The 20,212-nt window shown below is 71.4% G+C and carries 20 protein-coding genes and 1 riboswitch; of the genes, 2 read left to right on the forward strand and 18 right to left on the reverse strand.

Annotated elements, in window-relative coordinates; genetic code table 11:
* Positions 1–77: 77 nt before the first annotated feature.
* Positions 78–470: a winged helix-turn-helix transcriptional regulator gene (locus ASD84_RS12470; RefSeq protein WP_056711035.1), complete on the forward strand. Its 393-nt coding sequence runs from the start codon at positions 78–80 to the stop codon at positions 468–470.
* A 44-nt stretch (positions 471–514) separates the two neighbouring features.
* Here ASD84_RS12470 and ASD84_RS12475 read toward each other — a convergent pair whose 3' ends face one another.
* From ASD84_RS12475 to ASD84_RS12505, 7 genes are all read right to left on the reverse strand, one after another.
* Positions 515–2,122, reverse strand: coding sequence for an HYR domain-containing protein (locus ASD84_RS12475; RefSeq protein ID WP_056711037.1), 1,608 nt, complete (start codon positions 2,120–2,122; stop codon positions 515–517).
* Between the two features lie 99 nt (positions 2,123–2,221).
* Entirely contained in the window at positions 2,222–3,139 is a 918-nt protein-coding gene (locus ASD84_RS12480; RefSeq protein WP_056712115.1) for an SDR family NAD(P)-dependent oxidoreductase, read from the reverse strand.
* Positions 3,136–4,074, reverse strand: coding sequence for a cobalamin biosynthesis protein (locus ASD84_RS12485; protein WP_056711039.1), 939 nt, complete (start codon positions 4,072–4,074; stop codon positions 3,136–3,138). The genes ASD84_RS12480 and ASD84_RS12485 overlap by 4 nt, the downstream gene beginning before the upstream one ends.
* Positions 4,075–4,085: 11 nt before the next feature.
* Positions 4,086–4,898, reverse strand: a complete 813-nt coding sequence (locus ASD84_RS12490) for a CbtA family protein (protein ID WP_056711041.1) — start codon at positions 4,896–4,898, stop codon at positions 4,086–4,088.
* 4 nt (positions 4,899–4,902) lie between these two features.
* Positions 4,903–5,121, reverse strand: coding sequence for a CbtB domain-containing protein (locus tag ASD84_RS12495; RefSeq protein WP_056711044.1), 219 nt, complete (start codon positions 5,119–5,121; stop codon positions 4,903–4,905).
* Positions 5,122–5,179: 58 nt separating this feature from the next.
* Positions 5,180–5,250: riboswitch (cobalamin riboswitch) on the reverse strand.
* Between the two features lie 79 nt (positions 5,251–5,329).
* The gene (locus ASD84_RS12500) at positions 5,330–5,866 is read right to left on the reverse strand and encodes a DUF1990 family protein (protein WP_056712118.1); all 537 of its coding nucleotides are present in this window, start codon (positions 5,864–5,866) and stop codon (positions 5,330–5,332) included.
* A gap of 29 nt (positions 5,867–5,895) precedes the next feature.
* Positions 5,896–7,221, reverse strand: coding sequence for a hypothetical protein (locus ASD84_RS12505; RefSeq protein ID WP_056711046.1), 1,326 nt, complete (start codon positions 7,219–7,221; stop codon positions 5,896–5,898).
* Positions 7,222–7,354: 133 nt separating this feature from the next.
* Between ASD84_RS12505 and ASD84_RS12510 the strand changes: the two genes are divergently transcribed.
* Positions 7,355–7,696: a hypothetical protein gene (locus tag ASD84_RS12510; protein ID WP_056711048.1), complete on the forward strand. Its 342-nt coding sequence runs from the start codon at positions 7,355–7,357 to the stop codon at positions 7,694–7,696.
* 70 nt (positions 7,697–7,766) lie between these two features.
* Here the strand turns inward: ASD84_RS12510 and ASD84_RS12515 are convergent, their stop codons facing one another.
* The 11 genes from ASD84_RS12515 to ASD84_RS12565 form a co-directional block, all read right to left on the reverse strand.
* Entirely contained in the window at positions 7,767–9,116 is a 1,350-nt protein-coding gene (locus ASD84_RS12515) for an HNH endonuclease signature motif containing protein (RefSeq protein ID WP_056711050.1), read from the reverse strand.
* 226 nt (positions 9,117–9,342) lie between these two features.
* Positions 9,343–10,350 carry an Rv2231c family pyridoxal phosphate-dependent protein CobC gene (gene cobC, locus ASD84_RS26175; RefSeq protein WP_056711052.1) on the reverse strand — a complete coding sequence of 336 codons (1,008 nt, stop codon included), beginning with the start codon at positions 10,348–10,350 and terminating at the stop codon, positions 9,343–9,345.
* Positions 10,343–11,734 carry a cobyrinate a,c-diamide synthase gene (locus ASD84_RS26180; protein WP_056711055.1) on the reverse strand — a complete coding sequence of 464 codons (1,392 nt, stop codon included), beginning with the start codon at positions 11,732–11,734 and terminating at the stop codon, positions 10,343–10,345. The genes cobC and ASD84_RS26180 overlap by 8 nt, the downstream gene beginning before the upstream one ends.
* 4 nt (positions 11,735–11,738) lie before the next feature.
* Positions 11,739–12,353 carry a cob(I)yrinic acid a,c-diamide adenosyltransferase gene (gene cobO / locus ASD84_RS12530; RefSeq protein ID WP_056711057.1) on the reverse strand — a complete coding sequence of 205 codons (615 nt, stop codon included), beginning with the start codon at positions 12,351–12,353 and terminating at the stop codon, positions 11,739–11,741.
* Entirely contained in the window at positions 12,346–13,011 is a 666-nt protein-coding gene (bluB, locus tag ASD84_RS12535; RefSeq protein ID WP_056711059.1) for a 5,6-dimethylbenzimidazole synthase, read from the reverse strand. The genes cobO and bluB overlap by 8 nt, the downstream gene beginning before the upstream one ends.
* The gene (locus tag ASD84_RS12540; protein WP_056711060.1) at positions 13,008–15,095 is read right to left on the reverse strand and encodes a magnesium chelatase subunit D family protein; all 2,088 of its coding nucleotides are present in this window, start codon (positions 15,093–15,095) and stop codon (positions 13,008–13,010) included. Before ASD84_RS12540 ends, bluB begins: the two co-directional genes overlap by 4 nt.
* A complete protein-coding gene (locus tag ASD84_RS12545; RefSeq protein ID WP_200954550.1) occupies positions 15,092–15,850 on the reverse strand; it encodes a cobalt-precorrin-4/precorrin-4 C(11)-methyltransferase in 759 nt (252 codons plus the stop codon). Before ASD84_RS12545 ends, ASD84_RS12540 begins: the two co-directional genes overlap by 4 nt.
* Positions 15,847–17,067, reverse strand: a complete 1,221-nt coding sequence (gene cbiE, locus ASD84_RS12550) for a precorrin-6y C5,15-methyltransferase (decarboxylating) subunit CbiE (RefSeq protein ID WP_082573449.1) — start codon at positions 17,065–17,067, stop codon at positions 15,847–15,849. The genes ASD84_RS12545 and cbiE overlap by 4 nt, the downstream gene beginning before the upstream one ends.
* A complete protein-coding gene (cobJ, locus tag ASD84_RS12555; RefSeq protein WP_235531100.1) occupies positions 17,055–18,611 on the reverse strand; it encodes a precorrin-3B C(17)-methyltransferase in 1,557 nt (518 codons plus the stop codon). Before cobJ ends, cbiE begins: the two co-directional genes overlap by 13 nt.
* Positions 18,608–19,294, reverse strand: a complete 687-nt coding sequence (locus tag ASD84_RS12560; RefSeq protein ID WP_200954551.1) for a precorrin-8X methylmutase — start codon at positions 19,292–19,294, stop codon at positions 18,608–18,610. The genes cobJ and ASD84_RS12560 overlap by 4 nt, the downstream gene beginning before the upstream one ends.
* Complete coding sequence (locus ASD84_RS12565; RefSeq protein WP_056711064.1) at positions 19,287–20,159, reverse strand: nitrite reductase; 873 nt, start codon at positions 20,157–20,159, stop codon at positions 19,287–19,289. Before ASD84_RS12565 ends, ASD84_RS12560 begins: the two co-directional genes overlap by 8 nt.
* Positions 20,160–20,212 lie beyond the last annotated feature (53 nt).

Genomic DNA, 20,212 nt, shown 5'->3' on the forward strand with positions numbered 1-20,212 from the left:
GGTGATGTCGGCCTCAACCTGCCCTGCGTGGAGTTACTTCCCATTGGTTAGTACGCACTTTGAAGTAAGGTACTGGCATGACGGTAAGTAAGGTGTCGGAGTCGGTCTTCGAGATGTTCCCGGACGGCGTCTTCCCCGCCGCGTGCTCGAGCCGGGTGCTGCTGGACCACGTGACCAGCAAGTGGGGCGTCCTGGTCCTGGTCTCGCTGACCGACGGTCCCCAGCGGTGGAGCGAGCTGCGCCGCCGGGCCCAGGGGATCAGCGAGAAGATGCTCGCCCAGACCCTCAAGACCCTCGAGGCCGACGGACTGGTCGATCGCGACCAGAAGCCCGTCATGCCGCCGCGCGTCGACTACAGCCTGACCCCGCGGGGCGAGGAGCTGGCCGACGTGATGGTGCCGCTGCTGCGCTGGGTCGGTCGCAACAGCGAGGAGATCATCGGGACGCAGGGACCGGCCCTGCCAGCCTGACCCGGAGGCCACGCCGGCAGGACCGGTCCTTGGAGGTGCTGCTGCTACTTCGGCGGTGCCGGGACCAGGCAGTCCACCGGTGCGGCGACGTTGCCCGAGAAGTCCACGGCGTACAGCTCGGCGTCACCGGTACCCGTCAGGTGCAGGATGTCGCTGTCGCCCAGGGTCTTCTGGGTGGGGCCGGACTTCGACTCCGTGTACTTGATCCGCTGACCGCTCGCGAACGGCCCCCACACGTGGCCACTGCCGGTGTCGCGCAGGTAGACGTCCGGGTCGGTGTCGACGATGTCGGTCGCGTCGAGCCGGTAGAAGCCGTCCTGGTTCTGGCCCTGCGGGTTCGGGCGGGTGTTGCCGGCGAAGGGAACGTGGAGGCCCGGGTTGGTCGACTCGGTGCAGGTGACGGTCGGCGGGGTCGTGTCGACCACCTCGATCGTGCCGGAGCCGTACCCGGTGTTGCCGGCTGCATCGGTGGCCTCGCAGTCGACCGCGGTCGTGCCGAGCGCGAACTGCGATCCCGACGGGGGCTCGCAGGTCGGCGTGAGCGGGCCGTCGACGTTGTCCACGGCGCTCGCGTCGTAGTCGACGACTGCACCGTCAGGACCGGTCGCCTCGACGACCTTGCTCTCGACCGTGACCACGGGCGGCGTCACGTCCGACACCTCGATGTCCACGGTCTGCACGAATGCCGGCCCGGGGACCTCGCCGTTGACCTTGAACGAGACCGTGCACGACACGGTCTCACCCTGAGGTGCGTCTGCGGCGAGCGTGATGGTCTCCTCGAAGGAGGTCGTGGCGCCGCTGGTGACGGTCTGGGAAGCAGGCGTCAGCGTGGCCGTCACACCGGCGTCGCAGGTGACCTCGTGGGTGACCTCGGCCGGCAGGTTCTGCAGCTGGCTGAGGATCACGTCGGAGACCTCGTCCGGGTTGGCGTTGGTGAGGGTGCCGCCCGTCTGTGAGGTGACGTACGACGCCTGGCCGGTCGTGTTCAGGCCGTCCCAGAGGTAGCCGTCGGTGCCGGGGACCGAGATCGCGATGACCCGGATGCCCGCTGCCTGCAGGTCCGCGGTCGCGGAGCCCAGTGTGGCGCCGGCCGATGGGTCGTGGCTGGTCGAGTCGCCGAACATCACCACGATCGGCGTGCCGCCGTCACGGAAGTCGACGGCGCCCGGGATGTCGGCGAGTGCACCGATCCAGTCCTCCGCGGCGTCGCTGCCACCACCCGACAGGGGAGTCCACTCGCCGATTCCGGCGGTGACGTCGGCGGCATTGCCGGTCAGCTGCTGCCGGAGCAGGAAGTGCCCGGTCGCGTCGGCGGTGTCCTTGTAGTCGGCGACGGCGAACTGGGCCGTCGGCTGGGCCGCGAGGATCTGGCTGACGATGCTGTTGGCGTTGCTCTGCACGTTCCCGATGCTCGCGGTCATGCTGGTGGTGGTGTCCGCCAGGAAGACGATGTCGGGGTTCGGCGGGATCGGCGGCGTCTCCACCGTCTTGGTGATCGTGACCGAGCCACCGGGAGCGAGCTCGTCGGTGTAGTGCTGTGGGCTCACGCCCGGGTCACCGATGGCGGCGACCGTCGAGGCCGCGCCGAGGGCGAGGGCGATCAAGCCCAGAGGGACAGCCCGGGTGAGGGCGTTGGGGGGTTGGAGATGCATGTCAGGTTCCTTTCCGAGGGGGTGTGACTGACCCACCTCGGAGTAGGAAACGGGACCTGCTGATACGTCGAGTTCTCGATCAGTCCCGGAAACTTCAGGTCAACTTCGCGACTGCACTGTCCTGAGCGCAGCTGCGGAGTCCGGCTCGCGTCGGTGCGCGACCGCCATCACCAGGTCCGAGAGCCGTGGCGCCACCACGTTGAAGGCGGCGTAGAAGGTCCCGAACGCGCCGTCGACGGTGACCGGACGGTCCTCCAGGGCACGCACGACGCGGTCGGCGCACTCCTCGGCGCTCTCGCCGCGGCCCTCGTAGGCAGCCGTGGGGCCGATCATCGGGGTGCGCACGATCGCGACGCGCATGTTGGTGCAGGTGACGTTGTCGAAGAATGCCTCCCGCGCCAGGATCCGGCCGAACACGTCGAGCGCGGTCTTCGAGGCGATGTACGGCGCGAACTTCGGCGCCCGGATCTGGTTGCCCCAGGTGACGATGTTGACGACGTGCCCGAAGTGCTGCTCGCGCATGGCCGGGAGCAGGCCCATCGTCAGGCGCACGGGACCGAAGTAGTTCACCGCCATCATCCGTTCGAAGTCGTGGAGCCGGCCGTGGGTGTGCTCGAGCGAGCGCCGGATGGAGTGCCCTGCGTTGTTGACGACGTAGTCGACGGCGCCGTGCTCCGCGAGCAACTGCTCGACGAGCGCGTCCACCTGGTCGCCGTCGGTCAGGTCGGCGACGTAGGTGCTCGCGCGTCCACCCTCCTCGATGACCTGGTGCCGGACCCGCTCGAGCTCCTCCGTTCGGCGCGCGGCCAGCAGCACGTGTGCGCCGCGACGGGCCGCGGCGTACGCCGTCGCCTCGCCGATGCCGGAGCTCGCACCAGTGATGAGCACGGTGCGTCCGTCGAGCGGGCTGGGGGAGTCCGTCACGGAGCGGGCGAAGCGCGCGAGCGCGGCGCGCGGCGTCTGGAGCAGCGGCGTGCCGGTGAGCAGCGCGGTGGTCTGGTGCAGCAACTGGTTCATCGTGCCTGCCGGTTCCGTGAGCGCGTGGCGACCGCCACGCCTGCAGCGGTCGCTGCTGCGGCCCACCCTATGCGTCGAGCCAGGGTGCGCGCCCGGTCCAGGTCGGCCCGCGTCGGCGGTGGGCCGTCGCCCATCACCGCACGGTGCTCGATGCGACCGGCGTAGTCGTTGGTGCCACCCAGCCGGATCCCGAGGGCGCCGGCAAAGGATGCCTCCACCGGGCCTGCGTTGGGGCTGGGGTGCCCGGCAGCGTCGCGCTGCCAGGCCCGCCAGGCGCCGGCGTGGTCTGCGCCCAGTGCGACGGCGAGCAGTGCGGTCAGGCGTGCCCCGGGGAGGTTGAGCACGTCGTCCAGGCGGGCCGCTGCCCAGCCGAACCGTTCGTGGCGGGCGCTGCGGTGGCCGACCATGGCGTCGAGGGTGTTGGCGGCGCGGTAGCCGAGCAGGCCGGGTACGCCGGCCACGGCTCCCCACACGAGGGGTGCGACGACGGCGTCGGACGTGTTCTCCGCGAGCGACTCGAGGGTCGCTCGCACGATCTCCGGCTCCTCGAGCTGCGAGGTGTCGCGGCCGACGAGGTGGGTGAGCTGGACCCGCGCGTCGACGAGCAGGTCGTCGGCGAGGAGTCCGCTGACCGCTGCCGCTTCACGGTCCAGCGAGGTACCGCCGAGGACGGCCCAGGTGGCCGCTGCGGTCAGCAGGGTGTGGGGGATCGGGTGTCGGCGGGTGGCCCGATCGGCCGCGACACCGATGGCCGTCGTACCGCCGACCAGCACGGCGACGTACCCGACGCCCGTGGCGCGGTCGTCGCGCCAGACGCGTTTCTCCAGCGCGGCGGCCGCCTGGCCGAAGCCGGCGACCGGATGGCCGCGCCGCGGGTCGGCGAGGAGCCGATCCGCGGCGAAGCCGAGCACCAGCCCGACGGCGGTGCTGAACATCCCGGTCCCGATCAGATGCTGGCTGCGAGCTGGCGCCGGTTGGCGTCCGCGATCGCGCGGTCGTGCAGGCGACCGACGAGCGCCACCAGGATCACGCCGATGGTGGCCCACAGGGTGGCGAGGACGATCAGCGACGAACGGCGGAAGTACCACAGCGTGTCCGCCGGGAAGCTGCCGATCTCGTTGACGGTCGGCAGCAGGAACGCGGTCACCGCAACGATGACGACGTACCCGAGTGCCGCGATCGTGGCCGCGGTCCAGGCCTCGAACCGGCCACGCAGCTTGTTGGCCACCACGACCATGGCGATGGCCGCCAGGACCGAGACCAGCTGCAGGGCGAAGTACGACGCCGTACGGCCGCCGATGGTCTCGCCGCTGCCGACGGCAGGAGGCGTGGCGGGGTACTTCGTGAACGGGACGAGCGCGATCGCGACGAAGCCGATCAGTGCGACCAGCGCGGTGGATCCGCGGGCCGACAGGTTGCCGAGGCGACCCACGACCGCTGCGGTCGCGAGCGCGACCAGGCCGCCGAGCGCGGTGCCGATCGCAAGGGTGCCGGTCAGCAGGCCCCAGCTCTTCTGGTTGTCGCGGGAGATCTCGACCATGCCGGCTTCGTCCTCGTCGGCGTGGTCGGCCGGGTGCTCGTCGGCCGGTGCCTGTGCGGCAGCGGCCTCTTCGAGGGCGATCGCGTCGTCGACGTACGGCTCACCGAAGGCGAACGCCACGATGAAGGCCAGCAGGCCCGCAATGAGCCCGGCGGCGAGGCCGCGGATCAGGAAGGCGCCCGGGGTGAGGACAGACTTGTCCTTAGAGGCGGTGCTCACGTGCTCAGTGGCAGGGGTAGCCGAGGAGGTGACGCGCGTCGTGCACCCACTCGTGAACGCCGTTGCCGGCGAAGAGCGAGACAGCACCCTGGTCGCTGCTGACGAAGAAGATCGCGAGCATCGCGAGGAGGCCGAAGAAGACGACCCACGTCCCGAGCTTCAGCAGCGGGACCACCGGGACTGCGACGGAGCCTGCGGTGGGGGTGGCGGTGATCTGAGACATGTGTCCTCCTCAGGGATTCTGCGTCCCTGCTCGGTTCGGTTGAGGTGAAGGCCCTCGGGTCTGACTCCACCGCGCCGATCAGGTGCGATGTCACAGTAGCGCGACTGTGCCGGACTCTCACCGGCTTCCTGGACCTACACCACGGACTTTAGGGCATCCTGACGCGGCGCGGACAGTGGGATCGCCGCCCGGACGGGTACTGCCTCGATCACGCTGGTGTGGGCAGGGTCCGGAGAGACCGCGCGTAGCGGAAGCGGTACCAGCGCTGAGCGACCAGCGCGGCCGGAAAGGCGAAGCGCCAGGTGCCCTTGGCCGGACGCGTGAGGGAACGCAGCGTCAGCCAGACCGCACCGTCCGGCGTGCGGTGGACGATGAACGCTTCCTCGCCCGAAACGGGGTGTCCGTCGCGCGTGCCGTACGCGAAGCCACAGCGGTTCGGTTCATCGATGATCGCGACGACCGTGACCGGCTCCCACAGCTTGAGCAGACCGAGCGAGGCGACCAGGGTGCGGTCCTGGCCCTGCCTGACGCGCAGGTCCTCGCCCGGCTCGGACAGGACCGCGAAGCCGCTGCGGGTCTTGACCGACCACTGCATGACCGCTGTCGACGCCTCTGTCCACAGTTGTTCGCCGTCACCGAGGCGGGTCGTCTGCTCGTGCCTGCGGTAGCCCTCGGGCGCGGAGGTCCAGCGTTCGTCGGCCACGTGGGTCTGTCCCACGGCGTCGTAGCTGAGGGCCGTCGTCATCACCCGATTGTGTCCGACCTTGTCCGGGGCTACGACACGCCCTTCGCCCATCCGTCAGCGATCTGTGCTTGATCCTCCGCGGTGGCCTCTCCCTTTGTCGTGACCTCGCGCCCGTCGGGTCCGGCCGGGGTCAGGGTGATGGACGGGCGGGTGTCGGTCCAGATGATCGTGGACTCGTCCGCGTGGATCGCGGCCAGCCCGGCGGCTGCGTCACGGTAGGACACTCCGGCGCGGGCATGGACCGTCACGACGGTCCTCTGCATCTCCTGCGTGACGGAGAACCGCGCCCACTGGGGTTGTTCCGCCAGCCGCGTGGGCGCGTGGAGACGGAACCGGGCGCCGGCACGCTTCCCGAAGTCGCTGCCGTCGCTGAGCACGTAGCGGAGCGCAATCGGCAGGTGAAGGGGATCGATGCCGCCGTCCAAGTAGCTGTCGAGGGTCATGGCGTCGTCAATGGTGGAAGCGCCGATCTGCAGCTCGCCGTTCCGGATGCGGGCAGACCCGAACGCGTCGTCGTGCCGGACCTTGTTCACCACGCGCCGAGCGTTCTCGAGAAGAGTCCCCGTCGCTCCGGAGAGGTCGACTGACTCCTTCACGACGCGGACCGTTCCGACCTTGCTGGGGATCCGCCGAAGAATTCCTCGTACGGCGGCCGCCTCCGCGTCGGACCTCACCCGAAGCTCCAGCGCACTGTCGCCGATCGAGACTCCGGTGAGCGGTTGTTCTCGGTTCACCTGCTGGGCCACAGCGATCCTCGCGAGGAGCGGCTCGGCGGGCCCCTTCCCACGGATGATGCGGAACCCGTCTGACTGGACGATCAAGGTGGCATCGGTCATGGCGTCGGTGGTGGGTTCGAGTCGCGTCCAGTACTGCGCGACCACAGCACTCACGCGGTCGAGACCACCCTCGCGAAGATCCAGGCGGACGGTCATGCCCTCGCCGAAGTCGTCGATCTCGATCGCCTCGGCGCCCGGCTCGGCAACCGCGGCCACCAGCGCGGAGGTGGTCTCACTGGTCCGCATCGTCGTCGTCCCGATCGTCAGGGTCGCGGAGGGAGTGCCCTCGAGGGTGATGCTGACCGTTGCGACGGACTCGTCCGCGAGCTCGTCGTCCAACGCGGCCAGGACCTGTCCGATCTCGTTCGTCGTGGCGTCGTGGTCCATCGTCACCGCGACGAGATCGGGCGGGGATCCGAGGTCGTCGCCGTCGCCTTCGGTCACCGCCACGGTCACGACGCCCGGCAAGTCCTCCACCGAGTTCTCCGGACCCGCGCAAGCACCGAGGACCAGGGCCGCTGCGAAGGAGCCGACGAGGAGGCTTGTGGGCCGTGCTCTCGAGTGGCGACGCTTCTGCATCGACACAACCTAGTTCGGCCGCACGGGTGGCGAATGCGTTTGCCGAAGGTGTGCTGGCGTTCGTGTGTGGGTGGCGCCGGTGGAGAGCGTCTGGGCCGCATAGGGTCGCCGCGTGCGGAGCCGACGAGTACTGGTGGCCCTCTTCGTGGGGGCGGCGGTGTCCTTTCTGGTCGCGGTCGTCCTGTGGTTCGACAACCCGACTGTGAGCATCAGCGCATCAGACATCGATGACGGCGGATCGTCCGGCGAGGCCAGCTGCAGCATCGCTCCGTGGGATGCGGGGCTCAATGACAACAGCGACGGCCCGGGCGGCGAGCACACTCAAGCCTTCCACGACGAGGTCGCGGCCGCGTGCTACGCCGCCAACACGCGGAGGTTCAACGCGTCCATTGGCTGCGGGGCGCTGGCGCTGCTCCTGCTGGGTGGGGGCGCGGTGCTTGCAGTCACGCAGCTGCGGACGCCCTCGACTACCTAGCGACGGAGTTGTCCTCCATACCCGGGCATGGCGCAGGCCCCGCTGGTGGGCGGGGTGCGCGACAGGGGAGCTATTCGTCGGGGTCGACGGTGCGGGGTGGGTCGAGGGCGCGGGTGCCGTCGGGTCCGACGAGGAAGTGTCGGCCGTGGGGGCTGGTCCACAGGTAGTACCCGGGCAGGACGATCATGTAGCGCCACCGGGAGAAGGTCTTGGCGCGGTGATGTCGTCGACACAGGGCAACCAAATTGCAGGGACAGGTCACGCCACCCTGCCCATGCGGTTGCGCATGATCCAGATCGCAGCGCGTGGCTTGTTTCGGGCAGCCGGGGAACCGGCAGGTGTGATCCCTGAGCTCGACGCGGCGGCGGATGCGGTCGGGGATCTCGTAGGAGTCGACCGGGATGCAATCGTTGAGGTCGACCACGGGGCGGACGATGACGGTGGTGTCTCTTGCGCGGAGCCATTCCTTGATCTGCGCGGTGGAGATCGGGACCTGCTTGTCGGCCCACCGCCCCACCGGATTGGCGGCGGGCTTCGCGAACGGGTTCGCGGGCTCGTCGTTGAGGGCGGTGTTGGTGATGTGGACGTTCAGGACGACCTTCCGACCTGGCGACTGGGCGATGACTTCGCCGGTTTCCTCGTCCGCGAAGAGCAGGTCCAGGGACAGGTCTTGGCGAGCGAGGTCGCCGGCTGCCTTGGACTTGCGGACGTCGAACGAATCGGTGTCACCCAGCTTGCCTCGGACGATCGCGCGGCGGGTGAGCGCCTGGTCGAGGTCGTGGGCATCGGCGCCGTCCAGCAGGCTGTGGGACTCGACTTGTCCGTTGGAGTCGATGTCGTCGAAGTCGAAGTGCCGGCGGTCGGCGGCGGCTTGGCGCTCGTGCTCGGCGCGTTCGGGGTCGAACCGCAGGATGGCTTCAGTCACGAGGCGGTCGAGCTGGGCCCACCCGACACCACCGACCGCGGCGAGCTGCCGGTCGACGAAGGCAGCGGCCTCGACGTTCAGCGACCGGGTGAGGTCGGCGATCCGTTCGGCACGCCACGGCGCCAACCTGCCCTCGATCACCGCGGCGTAGATGCCGGGCAGCCGCCAGGCGCACTCGATGATCCCCCCCACATACGCACGTCCACCGTCGGGGGACCTGCCCAACACCGCGACGACTTCCATCAATGCGAACTCAGACACCAGCGGTGCACCGTCGCCGGCGATCGGGACACCCGTGTCGATGACGCCGTCGATGATGGTCGCTGCCTGCTCCGGGGTGGTGACGGTGTGCTCGTTGGCCCAGGTCACCAGGTCGGTCCACTCCTCGACCAGTGACTCCTCGCGCGCCTTCACGCGACCGCTGAGCCGGGACAGCAACGTGCTGACCGGGCGGCCTTCATGCCGTCCGGTCAGTTCGCTGTTCCCCTGCTCCATACCTGTATTGGATCACGAGGTGCGCGGCGCAAACCTGCCTGTGGACTGGGGAAAGTCTCCACTTGGGTTGTGGAGAGTTCGTGGACAGTGGATGGTCTCGAGACGGTTGCTGCGCAACCTCCTCGACCAGCGGTGGGCGTCTCGATACGCGGCTCGCTGGCGCTCCCCGCTACTCGACGAACATGGGCGGCCTGGCGCTCGCCGCTACTCGACGAACTTGGCGCCGCTACTCGACGAACTTGGTGCGCAGGTGGGCGAGGAGCTGGTCGGTGACGTCCGGCGGGCGGACGGCGATCCGTACCCACGAGCCGTCGAGGCCGGGGAAGGTGTCGGCCCGTCGTACGGCGATGCCGGCGGCGCGGAGGCGTTCGTGGACGCCGTCGCCGACCTGGGCGAGCACGAAGGAGGCGGCGGACGGGAGGTGGTGGACGCCGAGGTCGGCCAGGCCCTTCTCGAGGTGCTCGCGCCAGTCACGGATCTCCTCGGCCCGGCGACGGCTCTCGACGACCGCCTCGGGTGAGGTGCAGGCCAGGACGGCGGCTGCGGCCGTCGTACCGACGGACCAGGGGGCCTGGTTCAGGGCCAGGCCGGCGACGACCATCGCGTCGCCGACGAGGTAGCCGGCGCGGATGCCGGGGATGCCCCAGTGCTTGGTGAGGGAGCGGACCACGACGAGCCCGCCGACACGGAGACCGGCCAGCGACTCGGCCTCGTCGGGGTCGCAGTCCATGAACGCCTCGTCGACCACCACGACCCGGCCGCGTCGCAGCAGCGAGCGGATCGTCGAGGCGGGGTGCAAGGCCCCCGTCGGGTTGGTCGGGTTGCCGATCACGACGAGGTCGGCTTCCTCGGGAATGAGCGCCGGGTCCAGCTCGAACGGCGACGGCAGCTCGACGGACGTGACGCGGTGCCCGGCCTGCTCGAGGGCGGCGTGCGGCTCGGTGAACTGGGGGTGCACGACGACGGGGCACCCCCACGGCCGCAGCCGGGCGATGAGGGTGAAGGCCTCGGCGGCGCCGGCGGTGACCAGGACGTTGTCGACCGGGCGCCGGTGCAGGGCCGCGACCGCTGCCTGGGCGCGATCGGCGCTGGGGTAGGTGCCGACGTCATCGAGCGAGGCCCGCAGCGCCGCGTCGAGCCAGTCCGGGCGCGCGCCGGCGTAGACGTTGACCGCGAAGTCGAGCTCGGCCTCGCGGGCCTCGGAGTCGCCGTGGTGGCGCAGCGGGTCATCCACCGGCGTGCCTCTCGTGTACGGCGGCCGCGAACCGTGCGGCGAGCTGGGGATGTCCTGCCCAGTGGGTGTGCAGGTACGACGCGTGCAGAGTGTCGGACGCGAAGCCGACCGCGTCGCCGTCGACCTCCCACGCTGCCGTGGGGCCGGCGGTCGGCGCGACCTGGGTGCGGTGGAACTCGTGCCCGGTGACCTGCTCACCGACGCGGGTCAGCAGGGTGTCGGCCACGCCCGTGGCGACGGGGTAGCGCAGGGTGAGCCGCTCGTTCATGGCGGCGTCCGCGTCGATCACGCCGGCCATCGGGACGTCGTCGAGCGTGCGGCACAGGTACAGCAGCCCGGCGCACTCGGCGACCGTCGGCAGGCCGTCGGCCACGGCCGTGCGGATCTCGTCCCGCAGCGCGGTGTTGTCGGTCAGGTCCTTCGCATGGACCTCGGGGAAGCCGCCGCCGAGGTACAGGCCGGCGGTGCCCTCCGGAAGCCTCGTGTCGAGGGCCGGGTCGAACGGGACGACCTCGCAGCCGGCCGCTTCGAGGAGCTCGGCCGTCTCGGCGTACTGGAAGGTGAAGGCGCGGCCGGCGGCGACGGCGACGACGGGTCGCCCAGGCGTCGAGGCTGCGGGGGTTTCGAGGCTCGTCGCTTGCGCTCCTCGCACCTCAACCACCGAAGGGGACCAGGGTTCGGCGTCGATCGGAGGCGCGGAGCGGGCGATCTCGAGCACCGCGTCGAGGTCGACGTGCTCGGTCACGACCTCGGCCAGCCGGGCAACCACCTCCGCCGACTCACCCCGCTCCGCTGCCGTCACCAGGCCCAGGTGGCGGGAGGGGGTGGCGATGTCCGGGTTGCGCGGGATCACGCCGAGCACCGGCACCGAGATGGAGGAGCGCACCTCCTCAGCATGCCTTGCTGACCCGGCCTGGTTCAGGATCACGCCCGCTATCTGGATCGTCGGGTCCCACGTCGCCATGCCGTGGACGACGGCTCCGATCGACCGCGACGACCTCGAGATGTCGACGACCAGCACGACCGGCGAGCCGGTCAGCCGGGCCACGTGGGCGGTGGAGGAGAAGCCGTCGCCGCCGATCCGGCCGTCGTACAGGCCCATCACGCCCTCGATCACGGCCACGTCCGCCGGGACCGGGACAGCAGCGCCGTGCAGGAGCAGCGGGGCGACCAGGGATTCGCCGACGAGGTGGGGGTCCAGGTTGCGACCGGGGCGGCCACACGCGAGGGCGTGGTAGCCGGGGTCGATGTAGTCGGGCCCCACCTTGTGACCGCTCACCACGTGCCCGGCGTGCAACAGCGCCGCCATCAGGCCGGTGGCGACCGTCGTCTTGCCCTGGCCGGTGGCCGGGGCAGCGACGACGAAGCGCGGCAGCTCGATCACAGGCTCACCACTCGATGCCCCGCTGGCCCTTCTGGCCCGCGTCCATCGGGTGCTTGATCTTGGTCATCTCGGTGACGAGGTCGGCGACCTCGACCAGCTTCGGGTCGGCACGGCGGCCGGTGATCACGACGTACTGCCGTCCCGGCCGGTTGGCCAGGGTCTCCACGACGTCGTCGACGTCGATCCAGCCCCAGTTGATCGGGTAGGTGAACTCGTCGAGCACGTAGAGGTCGTGCCGTTCCTCGGCCAGGGCCCGCTTGATCTCGGCCCAGCCCTCGACGGCGTCGGCCGCGTGGTCCTCGGCCGTGCCCTCCTTGCGCGACCAGGACCAGCCCGAGCCCATCTTGTGCCAGGTGACCGGGCCACCTTCGCCGGTCTCCTCGTGCAGCGTGCCGAGGCGTTCGAGCACGGTCTGCTCACCGATGCGCCACTTCGCGGACTTCACGAACTGGAAGACGCCGACGTTCCAGCCCTGGTTCCACGAGCGGATCGCCAGGCCGAACGCGGCGGTGGACTTCCCCTTGCCGTCGCCGGTGTGCACCATCACCAGCGGCCGGTTGCGGCGTTGGCGGGTGGTGAGTCCGTCGTCGGGGATGACGAGTGGCTGGCCTTCAGGCACGGTCGCTCCAAACGTTGTCGTGGATGGCGTCGGCGAGCGGACGGCGGTTGCGCCACCCGTGCCGTTCGAGGTCCGGGACGGTCTCGAGGTGGCTCACCGTGCCCAGGCACAGCCAGGCGATCGGACGGACGTGCTCGGGGATGCCGAGCAGCTCGCCCAGGAACGGCTCGCGGTAGAAGGACACCCAGCCGACGCCGAGGCCCTCGGCGGTCGCGGCGAGCCAGAGGTTCTGGATGGCGAGGACCGTGGAGTAGAGCCCGGCGTCAGCGATCGCGTGGCGCCCGAGGACGTGCTGCCCGCCCCGGCTCTGGTCGTGGGTGACCACGACCCCCATCGTGGACTCGCAGATGCCCTCGACCTTGATCTTGTCGAAGGTCGTACGACGCTCCGGGGGCAACGAGGCGGCGAACGTGTCTCGCTCATTCGCGACGTGGTCGCGGAAGGTACGACGAAGTCCCGCATCCCGCACGACCACGAAGTCCCACGGCTGGCTCATGCCGACGCTCGGGGCGCGGTGGGCGGCGCCGAGGACCCGCAGCAGCACGTCGTCGTCGACGGGTTCGCCGGTGAACTCGGCGCGGACGTCGCGACGGCGCGCGATGACGTCGTACAGCTCGGCGCTCAGGGCGGTCCCGGCCGCGATCGTGGGGGTGCTCATGCGGCCCAGCTCCGGGCAGCGGAGATCAGGTCCTCCGCGCTGACCTCGCCGATCGGCACGTGCTCCGCGCCGAGGTGCTCGGCGAGCGTGGCCGCCAGGCCGAGGCGCATCGGGCCGCTCTCGCAGTCGATGACGACGCTGGTGACGCCGGTTTCGGCGAGCAGCGCAGCGGCCATCCGGGACCGCGCGACGGCGTCGGCGCCGGCGGTGGCGCGACCGTCGGTGACGACGACGAGCAGTGGGCGTCGCTGCGGGTCGCGGGTCTTCTCGACGGCGAGCAGGTGGGCGGCTTCGAGCAGACCCTCGGCGAGCGGGGTACGTCCGCCGGCCGGCAGCTCCTCGAGCCGGGTGGCGGCAGCATCGACCGAGTGGGTCGGCGGCAGGGCGACCTCGGCGCCCTGGCCACGGAAGGTGATCAGGCCGACCTTGTCGCGGCGCTGGTACGCGTCGAGCAGCAGGCTGAGGACGGCGGTCTTGACCTGCTCCATCCGCCGTCGCGCCGCCATCGAGCCGGAGGCATCGACGCAGAACAGCACGAGGTTGGACTCCCGTCCCTCGCGTACGGCGATCCGCAGGTCCATCGCGCGCAGCAGCAGACGACCGTCGACGCGGCCGCGGGCGAACTGGTGCGGCGCGGCGGCCCGGATCGTCTCCGTCAGGTGCACGGCGCCGCCCTGCCCGGTGGGGATGGTGGCGCCGATCCGGCGGCCGCTCGTGGTGCGGGCGCGGCTGCGGCGTCCGGCCGTGCCCGTGCCGACGCCGCGGACCGTCAGCAGCCGGGTGCGGTACGTCGACGTGGTGCCGCTGAGGCTGGTGGAGCCCGTGCCCTTGTCGGTCGGTGAGCTCAGGTCGCTGGGCGCCGGGACGTCCTGGTCGACGGGCTCGGGTGCGTCGGTCTCCGACGACGAGCCGTCGTCAGTGGCCTCGGGACCCTCGGTCTCGCCGGGGCCGTCCTCCGGCCCGTCCTCCGGCCCGTCCTCCTGGCTGGGGGGATCGGTCGGATCGGTCGGGTCCTCGGGGTCGGTCGGGTCCTCCGGCGGCAGCTCCTCGTCACCGAGCACCTGGTCGAGCAGGTCCTCGTCGAGGCCGGGGGCATCGAACGGCTTGCGGCGCCGGCGGTGGGGGAGCGCGAGGGTGGCAGCGACCCGGATGTCGGCGAGGTTGACCTCGTCGCGACCGGACCACGCGGCGTGGGCGACGGCGGTGCGGGCGGTGACGATGTCGGCGCGCAGGCCGTCGACGTCGAAGGCAGCGCACACCTCGGCGATCTTGAGCAGCGCGGCGTCGGTCAACCGGACCGCGCCGACCAGCTCCTGCGCCAGCGAGATCCGGTCGCGCAGGGCTTGTTCCGAAGCGGCGTACCGCGCGGAGAACGCCGCCGGGTCGGCGTCGTACGCCATCCGTCGGCGGACCACCTCGGCCCGCAGCGCGGGGACCCGCGGGGCGGCGACCTCGACGGTCAGGCCGAACCGGTCGAGCAGCTGCGGGCGGAGCTCGCCCTCTTCGGGGTTCATGGTGCCGACGAGCACGAAGCGCGCGGCGTGCTCGACGGAGACACCGTCGCGCTCGACCGTCGAACGGCCCATGGCGGCGGCGTCGAGCAGCAGGTCGACGAGGTGGTCGTGCAGCAGGTTGACCTCGTCGACGTACAGGATGCCGCGGTGCGCGCGGGCCAGCAGGCCGGGCTCGTACTCGGCCTTGCCCTCGGTCAGGGCCCGCTCGAGGTGGAGCGAGCCGAGCACCCGGTCCTCGGTCGCGCCGACGGGCAGCTCCACCAGCCGCACGGGGCGGGTCTCGACGGGGGCGTTCGCGGCGAACGGGCCGTCGGGCGAGGAGTCGGGGTCGTGCGGGTCGGACGAGAACCGGTCGCCGGCGATGACGTCGATGGGCGGCAGCACGGCCGCGAGGGCGCGCACGATCGTGGACTTCGCGGTGCCCTTCTCGCCGCGCACGAGCACGCCACCGACGTCGGGGGCGATGGTGGTCAGGATGAGGGCGAGCGCCATCGGGTCCGGACCCTCGGGACCGCCTGCCCCGACGACAGCCGTGAACGGGAAGTGTCTGATCTTGGGGGCATGGGTCATGTGAGACGTGCCTTTCGCTGGACGCGCTCGGTCGAGTAGAGGTACGACTCCGCGCCGGAGCCCGACGCCAGGGCCGGTCCGACGAGGATCACCGCGGCCTGCCGGAGCCCGGCTTCCTCGACCAGGTCGGCGATCTGGCCGACGGTGCCACGAAGCACCTGCTCCTCGGGCTGGGAGGCGCGGGAGACGACCGCCACGGGACAGGACGCTCCGTAGAACGGCTCGATCTCGGCCATCAGCTCACGGGTACGGGTGATCGCGAGGTGCAGCACGAGCGTCGCGCCGGTGGCGGCGAACGCGGCCAGCGACTCGGTCTCGGGCATCGCGGTGGAGCGCGCCTGGGTCCGGGTCAGCACGACCGACTGCGCGACCAGCGGCACGGTCAGCTCCCGGCCGACGATCGCGGCCGCGGCGGCGTACGCCGGAACGCCGGGCGTCACGTCCCACGGCACCCCCGCGGCGTCGAGACGCCGGGTCTGCTCGTGGAGCGCGGAGTAGAGCGACGGGTCTCCCGACGTCAGTCGTACGACGTCGAGGTCGGCCACGTTCGCATCGACCATCACGGCCGTGATCGCGTCGAGGTCCAGCTCCTGGGTGTCGACCAGGTTGGCGTCCTCCCGGCAGTGCGAAAGGACGGCGGCATCGATGTAGGTGCCGGGGTAGAGCACCACGTCGGCGCCGGCCAGCATCGAGGCAGCGCGCAGGGTGATCAGGTCGGCGGCGCCGGGACCGGCGCCCACGAAGTGGATGGTCATGCCTTCTCCCACGTCCACTGGACGACGGCGCGGGCCGGGGTCCAGCCGGTGAACCGGCCGCCCAGCGGGGTGACGTGCTCGACGGAGAGGCGGGTGAGCTCGCCGCCGTACTGATGGAAGGCGTCGACCAGGAGCGACTCGGTCTCCAGCGTGACGCCGTGGACGACGAGCCGACCGCCCGGGCCCAGCGCCTCGCGGCACAGGTCGAGCAGGTCCGGCGCGGTCGCGCCGCCGCCGACGAAGATCGCGTCGGGCTGCGCGAGTCCGGCCAGCGATTCCGGTGCTGTGCCGACCACGACCTTCAGGCGAGGAACACCCAGCGCGGTGGCGTTGCGGCCGATCCGCGCAGCGCGTTCGGAGCTCGCCTCGATCGCGACGGCGGCGGTGAGCGGATGCGCCCGCAGCCACTCGATCGCCACGGATCCGGCGCCGGCACCGACGTCCCAGAGCAGCGCGCCGGGTCGCGGCGCAAGCCGGGACAGGGCGCTCGCCCGGACGTCGCGCTTGGTGATCTGGCCGTCGTGCTCGAAGGCGTCGTCGGGCAGTCCGGGCGCCCAGGACACGACCCCGCTGCCCTTGCCGGGTCCCCGGACCTCGACCGCGACCACGTTGAGCCGCGGCAGGTCGACGGGCATCGCGGTCTGGCCGGCGTGGAACTCGGTGCGGCTCTCGCGCGAGTCGCCGAGGTCGCCGAGCACGGTGAGCAGGCTCCGGCCGTAGCCGGCGTCGCGCAGGTCGGCGGCGACCGTCAACGGTGTGGACTCGTCGGAGGACAACACGATCAGCCGGTGGCCCGGAGCGAACTCGCGGCGCAGGGCCGCCGGGTCGCGGCCGACCAGCGTCACGACGGCTGACTCCTCGGCCGACCAGCCCATCCGGGCGCGGGCCAGCGACACGGAGGACACCGCAGGGACCACGGTCACCGCGTCGGTGCCGAGCAGGCGGATCAGGGTGGTGCCGATGCCGGAGACGAGCGGGTCACCGGAGGCCAGCGCGACGATGCGGAGCCCGTCGTACTGCTCGAGGAAGGTGGGCAGCGAGGTCATCGGACGCGGCCACGCGTGCCGCTCCTGGCCTTCGATCGTGTGCACCAGCTCGAGGTGGCGTTCGCCACCGAGCAGTACGTCGGCGTCCTCGACGAGCGCCCGCGAGGACGCGGGAAGCCCGTCCCACCCGTCCGCGCCCATCCCGACGACGGTGACGTTCACTCCACCCATCGGGGTGTCCAGACCGAGCCGTTGGGCTCCACACGGGTGGACGAGGCGCCGATGATCAGCAGGCACTTCATGTCGATCGAGTCGGTGTCGAGCTCGCCCAGGGTGGTCACGACGATCGACTCCTCGGAACGGCCGACGTCCCGGCCGACGATCACGACGGTGTCGGGGGAGCGGTGCTCGAGCAGGATCTTCTGCGTCTCCACGACCTGTTCGCGCCGCGACCGCGAAGCGGGGTTGTAGATGCCGAGGACCAGGTCGGCGTCGGCGATCGCCCGCAGGCGCTTCTCGACGACGGCCCAGGGCTTCAGCCGGTCCGACAGGCTGACGATGGCGAAGTCGGCACCGATGGGGGCACCGGCGCGCGCGGCCACGGCCTGGACGGCGCTGACGCCGGGCAGGACACGGACGGGCACGGTTGCGTGCTCGGGGTGGGCCGGGTCGGCCGCCGCCTCGAACACCGCCGCCGCCATGCCGAAGACCCCGGCGTCGCCGCCGGAGACGACCGCGACCCGCTCGCCGGACAGCGCGAGGTCGAGCGCGAGTCGGGCCCGGTCCACCTCGACGGTGTTGCCCGACGCGTGCCGGGTCAGGCCGGCGCGTTGGGGGACGCGGTTGACGTAGGGCGCGTAGCCGACGACGTGCTGCACGTCGGCGAGTGCGGCGGACGCCTCGGGGGTGAGCCAGCCGTCGGGGCCGGGGCCGAGGCCGATGACGAGGAGCTCGGCGGGGGCGTTGGTCTCGGTGGTTTCGAGGCTCGTCGCTTGCGCTCCTCGCACCTCAACCAACGAGCGCAGGCGGGAGGCGGTCGGGCGATGAGCGGAGTCACCGGGCACGACGATGAGGGAGAAGTACGGCACCGAGTCGGCGTCGACGTCGGCGACGGGCAGCCAGCGCTGCTCGGGCTGGGAGGCGCGCTCGACGTACCAGGCGCCGTCGAGGCGACCGGCCTGCGCCAGCGCCGAGCGGACGGCGGGGAAGGTGCGGCCGAGCTTCATGATCACGGCGCCGTCGGTGTCGGCCAGTCGTCGGGCGAGCTCGGCCTCGGGCAGGGTCCCGGGCAGCACGGTCAGCACGTCGGTCTGGCGGACCAGGGGAGCCGGGATCGCCGCGGTGGCGGCGGCGAAGGCGGGGATACCGGGGACGACCTCGGTCTCGAAGCGGTCGCGGAACCGGTCCAGCAGGTACATCGAGGAGCCGTAGAAGAGCGGGTCCCCCTCCGCCAGCAGTACGACGTCACGACCCGCGTCGAGGTGCGCGGCGAGCCGCTCCTCGCACTCGTCGTAGAAGTCGGCCAGCGCGCCGACGTACCCACCGGGATGGTCGGTGCTGCCCGTGGTGACGGGGTAGCGCAGCTCCTCCTCGACGGCGTCGGCCGGGATCAGGTGAGCCGCGATCCGGCGGGCGTGCGACTGCTTCGTGACGCCGGCGTGGAACGCGACGACGGCGGCGGCGCCGATGAGGCGCTCGGCCTTGCGGGTGATCAGCTCCGGATCACCCGGGCCGATGCCGACGACGTGGAAGCTGCCGGTCACGGGGAGAGTCACTCCTCCTCCTGCGCCAGTGCGTTGACGGCCGACGAGGCCATCGCGGAACCACCGCGGCGGCCGCGGACGGTGACGAACGGGATGTCGATGCCGTGGTCGGCGGCGAACGACGCCAGTGCGTCCTTCGACTCGGCCGCGCCGATGAAGCCGACCGGGCAGCCGACGATCGCAGCGGGGCGGGGGCCACCGTCGAGGATCATCTCGAGCAGGTGGAAGAGCGCCGTCGGGGCGTTGCCGATGGCGACGACGGCGCCTTCGAGCAGCGGCTCCCACAGGGAGACGGCCGCCGCGGTGCGGGTGGTCGACCATGCCTTCGCGAGCTCAGGAGTGCGGGAGTCCGTCAGGAAGCAGTGCACCGGGTTGTCGGCGGGCAGCCGGCCGGCGGTGATGCCCATCGCCACCATTCGGGCGTCGCAGAGGATCGGTGCGCCGGACGCCAACGCGGTGCGGGCAGCGGACACGAGTCCCGGGTGGATCACGAGGTCGCGCACGAGGTCGGTCTGGCCGCTCCCGTGGATCATCCGGACCGCGACCTTCTCGGCCTCGGCGGGGATGCCGGTCAGGTCGGACTCGCGGCGGATGGTCGCGAACGAGTCGACGTAGATCGCGGGGCCGTCGGCGATGTACTCGTAACGGCGCGGCGGCGCGGTCAGGGCACTCAGGGCCAGGTCGATCTCACTCATTGCGGTTCTCCTCAGGGATCAGCACACCGTGCCACGGCGTCACGACGACCAGGTCGCCCCGGCCGTTCCGTGACGCGAGCATGGACGCGACCATGCTGGCATCGATGCCGGTCTCGTCCACCTGCACGTGCTCGCCGCCGGCCACGGGGCCGAAGGCGAGGGGTGCGCTGGTGATGTCGGCGCCGGGCGCGGGCGCGACCGGGTCAGTCAGGGGTTCGGGAAGCTCGGTCACGTGCCACGGCGCCTCGGGGCCCTCGCCGCGGGCGGCGAGGAAGAGCCGGGCGAGGTCACCGATCGCGGCGGCCGCGTCGACCAGTGGGACGACCGCGCCGAAGCCGGTGCCGACACGGAGCTGCACCGTGTCTGCGGAGAGAGCGACGAGGCCGAGGTCGCGGTGTCGGTCGGCGAGGTCACCACGGCCGTCGTCGAGGGTGAAGAGGAAGCGGCCGGGCAACCCGGCCAGGGTGGGGTCGCCGAGCAGCAGCGCGTCGAGCGCGGCCACCACGGGGCGCAGGTCGGCGCGACCGCCGGAGATCCCGGTCTGCGGGGAGACGAGGACGTTGCGGATCCGGTCGTGCTCCCGGGACGGCAGCAGGCCGGTGGCCTCGAGGGCGACGAGTGCAGGTTCGGCCAGCCGATCACCGGAATCACCGTCCACCGGCATCGCCCGGACCTGGAGGTTGGCGCGCGCCGTGAGCCGCACCCGTCCGTCGCCGTACTCCTCGGCAACGGCGACCAGCGCCTGCAGCGCGGTCAGCGAGACGCGTCCACCGGGGATCCGGATCCGGACCAGGCCCCCGTCCTCGGCGAGCCACGGGTGCACGATGCCCGGGCAGCGGTCCGGCCGGCTGCGGTTCGTGGCCATGGCGGTGCGGTCCTTCGAGGTCCGGGGGCTCGTCGCGTCGCCCCTGCAGATTC

Source organism: Nocardioides sp. Root682 (assembly GCF_001427795.1).
Taxonomy (GTDB): Bacteria; Actinomycetota; Actinomycetes; order Propionibacteriales; family Nocardioidaceae; genus Nocardioides.